The following is a 12,227-nucleotide window of genomic DNA, read 5'->3' as shown; positions in this document are numbered from 1 at the left end:
CTGATGTGGAAGGCACGACATTGCTCACATTGCTTCCAGTGTTTTTTAAGCCAGCTCGGGTGCTGGCTTTTTTTTGCCTGTTATTCCTCGTCCGCTTCGCCGTTTTGCAGCAGCGCATGCTTTTTCAGCATGCCGCGCAGCTGGTGATAGGTGAGCCCCAGCAGCTGCGCCGCCTTGCGCTGATTGAAGCGCCCCTGCTGCAGCGCCGCTTCGATCAATGCCTTCTCCTGCTCAAGCTGCCAGTGTTTCAAATCCAGCGGCAGCGGTGGTAACGCGCCGGCGCCTTCAGGAACGGGCGTGACCGGCGTGGCCTCGCGTGGCGCAAACGGGTTGATGACGATGTCGTCCAGCGGGCTGTCGCTGTCGCCGTGGCGATAAACCGAGCGCTCCACCACGTTTTTCAGTTCGCGCACGTTGCCCGGCCAGCCATACTCGAGCAACGTTTGCCTGGCATGCTCGGTAAAGCCGGGAAACAGCGGCAGCGCCAGCTCGCGGCACATTTGAATGGCAAAATGCTCGGCCAACAGCATGATATCGGGCCGCCGTTGGCGCAGCGGCGGCAGCTGCACCACGTCGAACGCCAGCCGATCCAGCAGATCGGCGCGGAACTTGCCCGCCGCCGCCAGCGCCGGCAGATCGTCGTTGGTGGCGCACACCAGGCGCACATCCACCCGCAGCGGCTGGCTGCCGCCCACGCGCTCCAGCTGGCCGTATTCGATCACCCGCAGCAATTTCTCCTGCACCAGCATCGGCGCGGTCGCCAGCTCATCGAGAAACAGCGTGCCGCCGTCGGCGCGCTCGAAGCGCCCCAGATGGCGCTTTTGCGCGCCGGTAAACGCGCCGGCCTCGTGGCCGAACAGCTCGGAATCCAGCAGGTTTTCATTCAGCGCCGCGCAGTTAAGCGAGATGAACGGCCCTTGCCAGCGGTTGGAGAGGTAGTGCAGACGGTGGGCGATCAGCTCCTTGCCGGTGCCGCGCTCGCCGATCACCAGCACCGGCTTGTCCAGCTTGGCGACCTGGGAGACTTGCTCCAAGACTTCGACAAAGGCGTTTGCCTCGCCCAACAAATTCTCTGGCTGTTCGTTCATGATGAAATTCGCCAATGTTTGGTGAAAATAATCACTCTACAGCAAGCGTGCAGAGAGTCAAAAAATAATATTCGTTATTTTTCAGTGATATAAAAGTTGGCACGGGTTTTGATTATATCTTTGGGCAAGCTGTACGACTTAACTCGGCGCTTCAGACGCCATCAGAACCAAGAGGAAGTGAATTATGGGTATTTTTTCTCGTTTTGCCGACATCGTGAACGCCAACATCAACACCCTGCTGGACAAGGCGGAAGATCCGCACAAGCTGGTGCGGTTGATGATCCAAGAGATGGAAGACACGCTGGTTGAGGTTCGCTCTACGTCGGCGCGCGCGCTGGCTGAGAAAAAGCAGCTGCTGCGTCGCATTGAGCAGGGTGAAAACCAGGTAAGCGACTGGCAGGAAAAAGCCGAACTGGCGCTGCGCAAAGATAAAGAAGACTTGGCCCGTGCGGCGCTGATCGAAAAACAAAAGGTGGCCGATCTGATCGCCACGCTGACGCAGGAAGTGGCGACCGTAGAAGAAACGCTGGCGCGCATGAAGAGCGAAATCGGCGAGCTGGAAAACAAGCTGACCGAAACCCGCGCGCGGCAGCAGGCGCTGGCGCTGCGTCATCAGGCCGCGTCTTCTTCCCATGACGTGCGCCGCCAGCTCGACAGCGGCAAGCTGGATGAGGCGATGGCGCGTTTCGAACAGTTCGAGCGCCGCATCGACCACATGGAAGCCGAGGCGGAAAGCATCAGCATCGGTAAAAAGAAGTCGCTGGACCAAGAGTTTGCCGAACTGAAGGCCGACGACGCCATCAGTGAGCAACTGGCGGCGCTGAAAGCCAAGATGAACCGCTCAGAGTAAGGCGAACCGCGGCCACACGCCGGAGGTGGCCGCCTATCCAGGACCCGATAAGAAGGAATAACAATGAGTGCTTTATTACTTGCCATTCCGCTGACAATTTTCGTGCTGTTTGTCGCGCCGATTTGGCTTTGGCTGCATTACAGCAATCGGCAACAGACCGGCATCCAGCTGAGTCAGCAAGAAATGCAGCGCCTGGCGCAGCTGGCGGAAGACGCCAAACGCATGCGTGAACGCATTCAGGCGTTGGAAGAGATCCTAGATACGGAACACCCGAACTGGAGACAGTCCTGATGAGCACGACGCTGGGCAGTAAAAAGCTTTATCGCGTTCCCGAAGAAGGCATGGTGAAAGGCGTCTGCGCCGGTTTGGCCCACTATTTCGACGTGCCGGTGCGCCTGATTCGCGTGATGGTGGTGCTGTCGCTGTTCTTCGGGCTGTTCTTCTTCACGCTGGTGGCCTATATCGCGCTGGTGTTCGTGTTGGACGAAGCGCCGGCCAGCCGCTTCGAAGGCGAGCATCAGAAGACGCCGCGCCAGCTGCTCGATCAGCTGGAGTATGAGCTGGGCAGCGGCGAGCAGCAGCTGCGTCAGGTCGAGCGCTACGTGACGTCCGATACCTTCGGCGTACAGAGCCGTTTCCGCAAGCTGTAACCCTTCTTGCGATACCCGGCCAGCATAGGCCGGGTATCTTCGCCGCCGTTATCCCGTGAATGTAACCTTAATCGTCTTGTGCCGGAGGGCATTGTCATGAATAAAATCGATGTCGCAAACACCGCCAGAACGGGTGGATTTAAACGAGGAGCGGCGGCAATGTTGAAGACATTGGCTAAAGTCATCATCATAGCGTTATTGAACTATGGCCCGGCGGGCGCCGCCGGCTGGCTGTTGAAGACCGTCGGCCGCAAACCGGTGCGCTTCGTGCTGGCGCTGGTGCTGGAACCGCTGTTCCGTAAAGGCCTGAACAAGGCATTCGGGCGTTACGTCAAGGAGAGCAATGAAACGACTGCAAAATGAGTTAACCTCGCTGGTTAACCGCGGAATGGATCGCCATCTGCGCCTGGCGGTGACCGGCCTGAGCCGCAGCGGCAAAACCGCCTTTATCACCGCCTTCGTCAACCAACTGCTGCATGTGCACAGCGGCGCGCGCATGCCGCTGTTTTCACCGGTGCGCGAAGAGCGCCTGCTGGGCGTCAAACGCATCCCGCAGCGCGATCTCGGCATCCAGCGTTTCACCTATGACGAAGGGCTGGCGCAGCTATACGGCACGCCGCCGGCCTGGCCGACGCCGACGCGCGGCGTCAGCGAAATTCGTCTGGCGCTGCGTTACCGCTCCAACGACTCGCTGCTGCGCCACTTTAAAGACACCTCCACGCTGTACCTGGAGATCGTCGATTATCCCGGCGAATGGTTGCTGGATTTGCCGATGCTCGAGCAGGACTACCTGGCCTGGTCGCGCCAGATGGCCGGGCTGCTGCAGGGCGAACGCGCCGAATGGGCCAAGCCCTGGCTTGAGCTGTGCAAGGCCTGCGATCCGCTGGCCCCGGCCGATGAAAACCGCCTGGCGGCGATCGCCCAGGCCTACACCGATTATCTGCTGCGCTGCAAAAGCGAAGGGCTGCACTTTATTCAGCCGGGCCGCTTCGTGCTGCCGGGCGATATGGCCGGCGCGCCGGCGCTGCAGTTTTTCCCGTGGCCCGACGTGGCTGCGATCGGTGAATCGAAGTTGGCGCAGGCCGACAAACACACCAACATCGGCATGTTGCGCGCTCGCTTCAACTACTACTGCCAGTCGATCGTCAAAAACTTCTACAAAGAACATTTCGTCCGTTTCGATCGGCAAATCGTGCTGGTCGACTGCCTGCAGCCGCTCAACAGCGGCCCGCAGGCGTTCAACGATATGCGTCTGGCGTTGACCCAGCTGATGCAGAGCTTCCATTACGGCAAGCGCACGCTGTTCCGCCGCTTGTTCTCGCCGACCATCGACAAACTGATGTTCGCCGCCACCAAGGCGGACCATATCACCGCCGATCAGCACGCCAATCTGGTGTCGTTGCTGCAACAGCTGGTGCAAGAGGCGTGGCAGAATGCGGCGTTCGAGGGCATCAGCATGGATTGCGTCGGCCTGGCCTCGGTGCAGGCGACCGAGAGCGGTATCGTCGATCATCAGGGGCAACGTATTCCGGCGCTGAAGGGCAACCGCCTGAGCGACGGCGCGCCGCTGACGGTGTTCCCCGGCGAAGTGCCCGCCCGCCTGCCGGGGCCGGCGTTCTGGCAGAGCCAGGGGTTCCACTTCGATGAGTTTCGACCGCGCGCCATGAGCGTGGACAGCCCGTTGCCGCACATCCGTCTGGATGCGGTGATGGAGTTTTTATTGGGAGACAAATTGCGATGAGCGAGCCGATCAAACCGCGTATCGATTTTGACGAGCCGCTGCAGCCGCCGCAGGAGCCGGCGTTGCGCGCCGGCGTCGCTTTCGATGCCGAACAGGCAGAAAGCTTTTTCCCGGCGGCGCCGGAGCTGCAGCAGGAAGAGGAAGAAGGGCGCGCCGAAGGCATCATCAACGCCGCGCTGAAACCTAAACGCAGCCTGTGGCGCAAAATGGTCACCGCTGGCCTGGCGCTGTTCGGCGTCAGCGTGGTGGCGCAGGGCGTGCAGTGGGTGCATACCGCCTGGGTGCAGCAGGACTGGATCGCCATGGGCGGCGGCGTGGCCGGCGGCCTGATCGTGTTCGCTGGCGTCGGTTCGGTGGTCACCGAGTGGCGGCGTTTGTATCGGCTGCGCCAGCGCGCGGAAGAGCGCGACGTGGCGCGCGAGCTGCTGCACAGCCACGGGCTGGGGCAAGGGCGCGAATTCTGCGAGAAGCTGGCGCGTCAGGCCGGGCTGGATCAGGGGCATCCGGCGTTGCAGCGCTGGCAGGCGTCGCTGCATGAAACGCAAAACGATCGTGAAGTGGTGGAGCTGTACGCCAAACTGGTGCAGCCGGTGCTCGATAACCAGGCGCGGCGCGAAATCAGCCGCTCCGCCGCCGAGTCGACGCTGATGATCGCCGTCAGCCCGTTGGCGCTGGTGGATATGGCGTTTATCGCCTGGCGCAACATCCGTTTGATCAACCGCATCGCCGCGCTGTACGGCATCGAGCTGGGCTACTTCAGCCGCATTCGTCTGTTCCGGCTGGTGCTGTTGAACATCGCCTTCGCCGGCGCTTCCGAGCTGGTGCGCGAAGTGGGCATGGACTGGATGTCGCAGGATCTGGCGGCGCGGCTGTCGGCGCGTGCGGCGCAGGGCATCGGCGCCGGGTTGTTGACCGCGCGGCTCGGCATCAAGGCGATGGAACTGTGCCGCCCGCTGCCGTGGCTGGAAGGGGAAAAGCCGAAGCTTGGCGATTTCCGCAGCCAGCTGATCGGCCAGTTGAAAGACACGCTGAAAAAGAGCGACGGCAAGGCCAAATAACCCCCACGACGGCGCTCTCAGGAGCGCCGTTTTCTCAACGGCGCCGACGCCGAACGTACTCGAGACTTGACGACAGTCGATCCCCCTGTGAGTGCGTGATAAATCTCTGAAAAATTAATTTTGGTTGTGATAACTCTCTGTTTGTAGGCTAAAATGACGCCGATGCTGTTATCCGCTTGCGTTTAAAATCGGCAACCACGGCAATAAATCAGAGTTCTGTCAACTTTTGCTGACAGATCGCTTCTACCGCCCGGTGCGAGGGAGTATCATCATCGTCAACGATCCCCGCACCTGCAGAGATAAGGCCAACACTGATGCGTTTGGAAGTATTTTGCGAAGACCGCCTCGGTCTCACTCGAGAATTACTCGATCTTTTGGTATCGCGCAGCATTGACTTACGTGGCATCGAGATCGATCCCATCGGCCGCATTTACCTCAATTTCTCCCAGCTGGATTTCGATACTTTCCGCGCGCTGATGGCGGAGATCCGCCGCATCGCCGGCGTAACCGACGTGCGCACCGTCAGCTTTATGCCTTCCGAACGCGAGCATCGCGCGCTGCGTGCGCTGCTGGAATCGATGCCGGAACCGGTGTTCTCTATCGATATGAAGGGCAAGGTCGAGCTGGCCAACCCGGCGGCGCAGGCGCTGTTCAGCCTGAACGAAGACAAGATCCGCAACCAGACCGCCGGGGCGCTGATCGGCGGCTATAACTTCAGCCGCTGGCTGGAGAGCGAGCATACGGCGCCGCACTCCGAGCGGGTGGTGATCCGCAGCCAGGACTTCCTGATGGACATCACGCCCATCTATCTGGAAGACGAACAGCAGCAGCCGGCCGCGGTCGGTGCGGTGGTGATGCTGAAGTCCACCGCGCGCATGGGCCGCCAGCTGCAAAATCTGTCGGTGAACGACGATACCGAATTCGACCACATCGTCGCGGTAAGCGCCAAGATGCGTCACGTGCTGGAGCAGGCGCGCAAGTTGGCGATGCTCGATGCGCCGCTGCTGATCGTCGGCGATACCGGTACCGGCAAGGATATTCTGGCCCGCGCCTGCCATTTGCGCAGCCCGCGCGGCAAACAACCGTTCCTGGCGCTGAACTGCGCCGCACTGCCGGATGACGTGGTGGAGAGCGAGCTGTTCGGCCATGCGCCGGGCGCTTATCCCAACGCGCTGGAAGGCAAGAAAGGCTTCTTCGAGCAGGCCAACGGCGGTTCGGTGCTGTTGGATGAGATCGGCGAAATGTCGCCGCGCATGCAGACCAAACTGCTGCGTTTCCTCAACGACGGCACCTTCCGCCGCGTTGGCGAAGAGCATGAGGTGCACGTCGACGTGCGCGTTATCTGTGCCACCCAGAAAAACCTCACCGAGCTGGTGCAGCGCGGCGAATTCCGCGAAGACCTCTATTACCGCCTCAACGTGCTGACCATCACCATCCCGCCGCTGCGCGAGCGTCCGCAGGACATCATGCCGCTGACCGAGCTGTTCGTGGCGCGCTTCGCCGATGAACAGGGTGTGGCGCGGCCCAAGCTGGCGAGCGATCTGGGCGGCTTCCTCAGCAAGTACGGCTGGCCGGGCAACGTGCGCCAGCTGAAAAACGCCATCTACCGCGCGCTGACGCAAACCGAAGGCTACGAGCTACGGCCGCAGGATATCGTGTTGCCGGAGTTCGAGGTGGAGATGTCGCTGGGCGACGAGGTGCTGGACGGCTCGCTGGACGACATCAGCAAGCGTTTCGAGCGCTCGGTGCTGACGCGCCTGTATCGCACTTATCCCAGCACCCGCAAGCTGGCGAAGCGCCTGGGCGTTTCCCATACCGCCATCGCCAACAAGCTGCGCGAGTATGGCCTGAGCAGCCGTAAAGGCGGTGTCGAGGGCGAGGAATAAGAAAGGCGCCTTGCGGCGCCTTTAACGGGTTTCCAAAGCCGGCGTTCGCCGGCTTTGTTATTTCAGCGCAGCCAGCGCGGCGTCGTAGTCCGGCTCGGTGGTGATTTCGTTCACCAGCTCGCTGTACAGCACGTTGTCCTGGCCATCCAGCACCACGACCGCACGCGCGGTCAGGCCTGCCAACGGGCCTTCGGCGATTTCGACGCCGTATGCCTGCTTGAACTCGGCGCCGCGCAGGGTGGACAGGGTGACCACGTTGCTCAGGCCTTCCGCGCCGCAGAAGCGAGACTGCGCGAACGGCAGATCGGCGGAGATGCACAGCACCACGGTGTTATCCAGGCCGCTGGCCAGCTGGTTGAATTTACGCACCGACGTCGCGCAGACGCCGGTATCGATGCTTGGGAAGATGTTCAGGACTTTGCGTTTACCCGCGAAGCTGCTCAGCGCCACGTCTGACAGGTCTTTGGCAACCAGTGAGAAGGCCTTGGCCTGTTCGCCCTGCTGTGGCAGTTTGCCCGCTACGCTGACCGGATTGCCTTGAAAATGTACTGTCTGAGTCATTGCTAGATTCCTTTTACAGGTGTTTATACAAAGGGTATGAACCTGATGAAACGGCGCACCGGCAACGGCATTTAACATCAGGTTCACACTCTGGCGCCAGTTTATGACAACCGGGGCGGATTGGATATCAAAGTTTGCTAAATAGTTGTATATATTAGGCTGTTCTATAAAACATCACCGGCGCATCAGCCTGGCTGAATGCGCAGTTTTCGCTCAGGAGCCGTTATGAGAGACATGCGTTTTTACCCGGAAGCCTGGCCGCTGCATACCGCCTTCGTGATTGCGCGCGGCAGCCGCACCGAAGCCCGGGTGGTGGTGGTCGAAATCGAACAGCAGGACGTGCGCGGCATCGGTGAGTGTACGCCGTACCCGCGCTACGGCGAAAGCGAGGAGTCGGTGATGGCACAGCTGGCAGAGATGGCGCCGGCGATCGCACAAGGCATGACCCGCGAACAGCTGCTGGTACAGATGCCGGCGGGCGCCGCTCGCAACGCGCTGGATTCGGCGCTGTGGGATCTCGAGTGCCGCCTGCACGGGCAGAGCCTGTGGCATCTCAGCGGCGTGACGGCCCCGGCGCATATCCGTATGGCGCAGACCGTCAGCATCGGCACGCCGGAAGCGATGGCCTTCGCCGCGCGTGAACTGGAGCAGCAGGGCGCTACGCTGCTGAAGATCAAACTCGACGATCACTATATCAGCGAACGATTGGTCGCGATCCGCGCCGCGGTACCCCAGGCGACGCTGATCGTCGACGCCAATGAATCCTGGCAGGCGGAAGGGCTGGCGGCGCGCTGCCAACTGCTGGCCGATCTCGGCGTGGCGATGCTGGAGCAGCCGCTGCCGGCCGGTGACGACGCCGCGCTGGAGCACTTTATTCATCCGCTGCCGATCTGCGCCGATGAAAGCTGCCACACCCGCGCCGATCTACCTCGGCTGGCGCAGCGCTATCAGATGGTCAACATCAAACTGGACAAAGCCGGCGGTTTGACCGAGGCGTTGGCGCTGGCGCAGGCCGCGCGCGAACAAGGGTTCGCCATCATGCTCGGCTGCATGTTATGCACGTCGCGGGCGATATCCGCCGCCTTGCCGCTGGCGCCGGCGGCGCGCTTCGTCGATCTGGACGGCCCAACCTGGCTGGCGCGGGACGTCGAACCGGGCCTGACGTTCGAATGCGGGGCGATCGTCGATATCGCCCCGTAGGGATTAATTCGGGTAGGTCAGCAGCTCGGTCATCGCGTCGATGTAGCGCTCGCTGGCGGCATCGGCGGAGATCGGCGGGAATTCGGCGGTGATGCACGGCAGCGACAGATCCGCGCACCAGCTGCCGAACGAACCGGGCGTTTCATAACCGACGCTGGTCACCAGCGGCAGCTCGAACTTGTGCGCCAGCCAAACGCCGAGCCGCGAGCTGGCGGGATCTTCGATGCAGGCCAGCGGCTCATGGAACGACACCACCCAGTGCGGCTTCAGGCGATGGATCAGGTGACACAGCGCCTGAGTTTCCGGTTCGGAACCGGGGCGCCCGCCGGTGGAGAGCTTGACGTCGCGCACCGGCGCCGCGCTGTTCCAGCGGTAGACGGTGTCGCCGGAGCGCCAGTTGGCGGCCGGGAAGTTGCGGTTCAGATCGACGCCGTTGGCATTGGCGCGCAGCCCCAGTTGGCAGCCGTCGGGGTTGACCGCCAGCACCACGTGGTGCCGCAACCGATCGGGGGCGATGCTGCGCAGCGCGCAGGACAGGGTCACGATGGCGGCGCTCTCATCGCCGTGGGTGCCGGCGATGATAAGCCCGGTCTCCGGGCCGCTGACCGCCGCCGGGAAATAGAGCAGCGGCGCGCCCAGCAGCGAGCTGCCGTAGTTCTCTCCTGCGACGGCCAACTGGCCACGTTCACTGCGCGGTCGATGTTCGGTCATGGTGTTGTCCCTGAGTAAAAGGCCGAGAGTCATTGTCATTTTATTCAGTGTATTACGCTTTGAGGCATCTTTCCCATCGCAATTGTGCGGCGTTTGCGCGATCTGTGACGCGGCGGCGGCGAAAACGCCAATTAAACCGCACCTGGCCTGACGCTGTTGTTATACTAACGGCAGTGCTAAGCCAATCACCCGCAAGAGGATTTAACATGCCAGTAGCCAGAATTATCGCCAGCTATAGCGAAAATGAAAATGACACCATCACACTGCTGTGCGGCGTGGACGCTGAAAACCAGATCCGTCAGGGGGAGTGGTTCGGCGTGGTGAAAAATGACGACGGGCGCGGGGACGAATCGAACTATCCGTTCACCCTGCATATCGATTACCAGAAAGATGTCTTCTACCTTGATTACGGCTACGACGACGCCGACGCGCGCCAGCTGCAAAAAACCGATATTTCGGCCCGTCCGCTGGTCGAGAAAGGCTTTTTCACCGTGTTCGATGAAGAAGAAGGCGAAGAGTTCAGCTACCGCATCAACAGCATCCACCTGTACGACTGACGGTCGCTGCTGCAAACACCGCCCGTGCCGCCCTGCGCCGCACGGGTTTTTTTATCGCCTGAATCCCACTTTTTGCAACTTCTCGGCCGTGAGCGCTAGGCCGGACGGATCTTGTGCTATATGATAAAAAATTCAGATGGTTAACGGGGGAACATCATAATGACGGGAAGAAAAATGCAACGAGGTTTTCGTTTGGCGCTTTGCGCGGCGGCGATCGGCGCCTGTATGAGCAGCGCCATGGCGGCGCAGGTTCCCCCGGGCACCGCGCTGGCGGCCAAACAGGAAATCGTGCGCCACATTAAAGACGAACCGGCCTCGCTCGATCCGATCAAAGCGGTTGGCCTGCCGGAGGCCCAGCTGGCGCGCGATCTGTTCGAAGGGCTGGTCAATCAGGACGCCAACGGGAAAGTGATCCCCGGCGTCGCCACGCGCTGGCAGACCAGCGACAATCAGACTTACATTTTCCATCTGCGTAAAGACGCGCGGTGGTCAAACGGTGACCCTGTCACGGCGAAGGATTTCGTCTACAGCTGGCAGCGGCTGGTAGAGCCGAAAAACCTGTCGCCGTTCGCCTGGTTCGCGCAGCTGGCGGGGATCCAGAACGCCGAGCAGATCATCAGCGGCAAATTACCGGCCGAGCGTTTGGGTGTGTCGGCGCCGGACGACTACACCCTCAAAGTGCAGCTGGACAAGCCGGTGCCTTATTTCGTCAGCCTGACGGCCAACTTCAGCCTGTTCCCGGTGAATAAGGCGGTGGTGGAAAAATACGGCAACGACTGGACCAAGGTCGGCAATCTGGTGGGCAACGGCGCGTTCAAACTGCAGGAGCGGGTGGTGAACGAGAAGCTGGTGCTGACGCCTAACGATCATTACTGGGATCATGCGCATACCGTGCTGACCAAAGTGACCTTCGTACCCATCAACCAGGAATCCAACGCTACCAAGCGTTACCTGGCGGGTGACATCGATATCACCGAATCCTTCCCGAAAAACATGTATCAGAAGCTGCTGAAAGACATTCCGGGGCAGGTGTACACACCGGATCAGCTCGGCACCTATTACTACGCGTTCAACACCCAGCGCGCGCCGACTAACGACGTGCGGGTGCGCCAGGCCTTGTCCTACGCCATCGATCGCAAGATTATCGCGGAAAAAGTGCTGGGCACCGGCGAAAAACCGGCCTATCACTTCACGCCGGACGTGACCGCCGGCTTCAAACCGGAGGCGAGTTTGCTGCAACAGCAATCGCAGGCGGAGCTGGACGCGCAGGCCAAGGCGTTGCTGCAGGCGGCCGGCTACGGCCCGAACAACCCGCTGAAGCTGACGTTGCTTTATAACACCTCGGAAAGCCACCAGAAGATCGCCATCGCCGTGGCCTCGATGTGGAAGAAGAAGCTCGGCATTGACGTCAAGCTGCAAAACCAGGAGTGGAAAACCTATATCGACAGCCGCAACACCGGCAATTTCGACGTGATCCGCGCCTCCTGGGTGGGTGACTATAACGAAGCGTCGACCTTCCTGTCGCTGCTGACCTCGACCCACAGCGGCAACATCGCCAAGTTCAAGAACGCGGACTACGACAAGCTGCTGGCGCAGGCGGGGCGGGAAACCAATCCTGCGGCGGTGACCGCCGATTACAACAAGATGGAGCAGATCATTGCCGACCAGGCGCCGATCGCGCCGATTTACCAGTACACCAACGGCCGCCTGATCAAACCGTGGGTAAAAGGCTATCCGATCACCAACCCTGAAGACGTGGCCTACAGCCAGACGATGTATATCATCAAACACTGAGTCGATTTATTTATCGCCCCCGCCTAATGCGGGGGCTTTATTTTATCGACGATGCAACGAAGAAGGTAATTAATTTTCCCACGCGATAAACCCCGTTTAATAATAAACAGGGTTGCCATCATCACATGATT

Annotated in this window: 13 protein-coding genes; 10 read left to right on the top strand and 3 right to left on the bottom strand. The window is 60.7% G+C overall.

Translation table 11 applies throughout. The features are described 5' to 3' along the window. Positions 1-80 precede the first annotated feature (80 nt). Positions 81-1,088 carry a phage shock protein operon transcriptional activator gene (gene pspF, locus C3F38_RS15500; protein WP_055316973.1) on the bottom strand — a complete coding sequence of 336 codons (1,008 nt, stop codon included), beginning with the start codon at positions 1,086-1,088 and terminating at the stop codon, positions 81-83. Positions 1,089-1,272: 184 nt separating this feature from the next. Between pspF and pspA the strand changes: the two genes are divergently transcribed. From pspA to tyrR, 7 genes are all read left to right on the top strand, one after another. Then, positions 1,273-1,938, top strand: coding sequence for a phage shock protein PspA (gene pspA / locus C3F38_RS15495; protein ID WP_055316974.1), 666 nt, complete (start codon positions 1,273-1,275; stop codon positions 1,936-1,938). A 63-nt stretch (positions 1,939-2,001) separates the two neighbouring features. Then, complete coding sequence (pspB, locus tag C3F38_RS15490; RefSeq protein WP_039565931.1) at positions 2,002-2,229, top strand: envelope stress response membrane protein PspB; 228 nt, start codon at positions 2,002-2,004, stop codon at positions 2,227-2,229. Beyond that, entirely contained in the window at positions 2,229-2,588 is a 360-nt protein-coding gene (gene pspC / locus C3F38_RS15485) for an envelope stress response membrane protein PspC (RefSeq protein WP_004930552.1), read from the top strand. The genes pspB and pspC overlap by 1 nt, the downstream gene beginning before the upstream one ends. Before the next feature lie 96 nt (positions 2,589-2,684). Then, a complete protein-coding gene (pspD, locus tag C3F38_RS15480; protein WP_031299672.1) occupies positions 2,685-2,951 on the top strand; it encodes a phage shock protein PspD in 267 nt (88 codons plus the stop codon). After that, positions 2,932-4,329, top strand: coding sequence for a YcjX family protein (locus C3F38_RS15475; protein WP_055316975.1), 1,398 nt, complete (start codon positions 2,932-2,934; stop codon positions 4,327-4,329). Before pspD ends, C3F38_RS15475 begins: the two co-directional genes overlap by 20 nt. Continuing rightward, positions 4,326-5,387, top strand: coding sequence for a YcjF family protein (locus tag C3F38_RS15470; protein WP_004930545.1), 1,062 nt, complete (start codon positions 4,326-4,328; stop codon positions 5,385-5,387). Before C3F38_RS15475 ends, C3F38_RS15470 begins: the two co-directional genes overlap by 4 nt. Before the next feature lie 314 nt (positions 5,388-5,701). Next, on the top strand, positions 5,702-7,273 hold the full coding sequence (tyrR, locus tag C3F38_RS15465; protein WP_055316976.1) for a transcriptional regulator TyrR: 1,572 nt from the start codon (positions 5,702-5,704) through the stop codon (positions 7,271-7,273). Between the two features lie 57 nt (positions 7,274-7,330). Here tyrR and tpx read toward each other — a convergent pair whose 3' ends face one another. Beyond that, on the bottom strand, positions 7,331-7,834 hold the full coding sequence (gene tpx / locus C3F38_RS15460; protein WP_004930536.1) for a thiol peroxidase: 504 nt from the start codon (positions 7,832-7,834) through the stop codon (positions 7,331-7,333). 225 nt (positions 7,835-8,059) lie between these two features. Between tpx and ycjG the strand changes: the two genes are divergently transcribed. Next, positions 8,060-9,034 carry an L-Ala-D/L-Glu epimerase gene (gene ycjG / locus C3F38_RS15455; RefSeq protein WP_038880354.1) on the top strand — a complete coding sequence of 325 codons (975 nt, stop codon included), beginning with the start codon at positions 8,060-8,062 and terminating at the stop codon, positions 9,032-9,034. A gap of 3 nt (positions 9,035-9,037) precedes the next feature. On the opposite strand, the gene mpaA is transcribed toward ycjG, so the two are convergent. Beyond that, positions 9,038-9,745, bottom strand: a complete 708-nt coding sequence (mpaA, locus tag C3F38_RS15450) for a murein tripeptide amidase MpaA (protein WP_038880352.1) — start codon at positions 9,743-9,745, stop codon at positions 9,038-9,040. Positions 9,746-9,951: 206 nt separating this feature from the next. Between mpaA and C3F38_RS15445 the strand changes: the two genes are divergently transcribed. Further along, a complete protein-coding gene (locus tag C3F38_RS15445; RefSeq protein WP_038880349.1) occupies positions 9,952-10,302 on the top strand; it encodes a hypothetical protein in 351 nt (116 codons plus the stop codon). Positions 10,303-10,461: 159 nt separating this feature from the next. After that, entirely contained in the window at positions 10,462-12,096 is a 1,635-nt protein-coding gene (locus tag C3F38_RS15440) for an ABC transporter substrate-binding protein (RefSeq protein ID WP_038880347.1), read from the top strand. Positions 12,097-12,227 lie beyond the last annotated feature (131 nt).

The sequence above is a fragment of the Serratia sp. SSNIH1 genome (assembly GCF_002935055.1).
Classification (GTDB): Bacteria; Pseudomonadota; Gammaproteobacteria; order Enterobacterales; family Enterobacteriaceae; genus Serratia; species Serratia nevei.
This window is presented reverse-complemented; position numbering and strand designations above follow the sequence as displayed.

Bases quoted from the DNA above. Each gene is read 5' to 3' on its own strand.
- C3F38_RS15470 (WP_004930545.1), top strand. From the start codon at position 4,326: ATGAGCGAGCCGATCAAACCGCGTATCGATTTTGACGAGCCGCTGCAG.
- tyrR (WP_055316976.1), top strand. From the start codon at position 5,702: ATGCGTTTGGAAGTATTTTGCGAAGACCGCCTCGGTCTCACTCGAGAA.
- C3F38_RS15440 (WP_038880347.1), top strand. From the start codon at position 10,462: ATGACGGGAAGAAAAATGCAACGAGGTTTTCGTTTGGCGCTTTGCGCG.
- ycjG (WP_038880354.1), top strand. From the start codon at position 8,060: ATGAGAGACATGCGTTTTTACCCGGAAGCCTGGCCGCTGCATACCGCC.
- pspF (WP_055316973.1), bottom strand. From the start codon at position 1,088: ATGAACGAACAGCCAGAGAATTTGTTGGGCGAGGCAAACGCCTTTGTC.
- pspA (WP_055316974.1), top strand. From the start codon at position 1,273: ATGGGTATTTTTTCTCGTTTTGCCGACATCGTGAACGCCAACATCAAC.
- C3F38_RS15475 (WP_055316975.1), top strand. From the start codon at position 2,932: ATGAAACGACTGCAAAATGAGTTAACCTCGCTGGTTAACCGCGGAATG.
- tpx (WP_004930536.1), bottom strand. From the start codon at position 7,834: ATGACTCAGACAGTACATTTTCAAGGCAATCCGGTCAGCGTAGCGGGC.
- pspD (WP_031299672.1), top strand. From the start codon at position 2,685: ATGAATAAAATCGATGTCGCAAACACCGCCAGAACGGGTGGATTTAAA.
- C3F38_RS15445 (WP_038880349.1), top strand. From the start codon at position 9,952: ATGCCAGTAGCCAGAATTATCGCCAGCTATAGCGAAAATGAAAATGAC.
- mpaA (WP_038880352.1), bottom strand. From the start codon at position 9,745: ATGACCGAACATCGACCGCGCAGTGAACGTGGCCAGTTGGCCGTCGCA.
- pspB (WP_039565931.1), top strand. From the start codon at position 2,002: ATGAGTGCTTTATTACTTGCCATTCCGCTGACAATTTTCGTGCTGTTT.
- pspC (WP_004930552.1), top strand. From the start codon at position 2,229: ATGAGCACGACGCTGGGCAGTAAAAAGCTTTATCGCGTTCCCGAAGAA.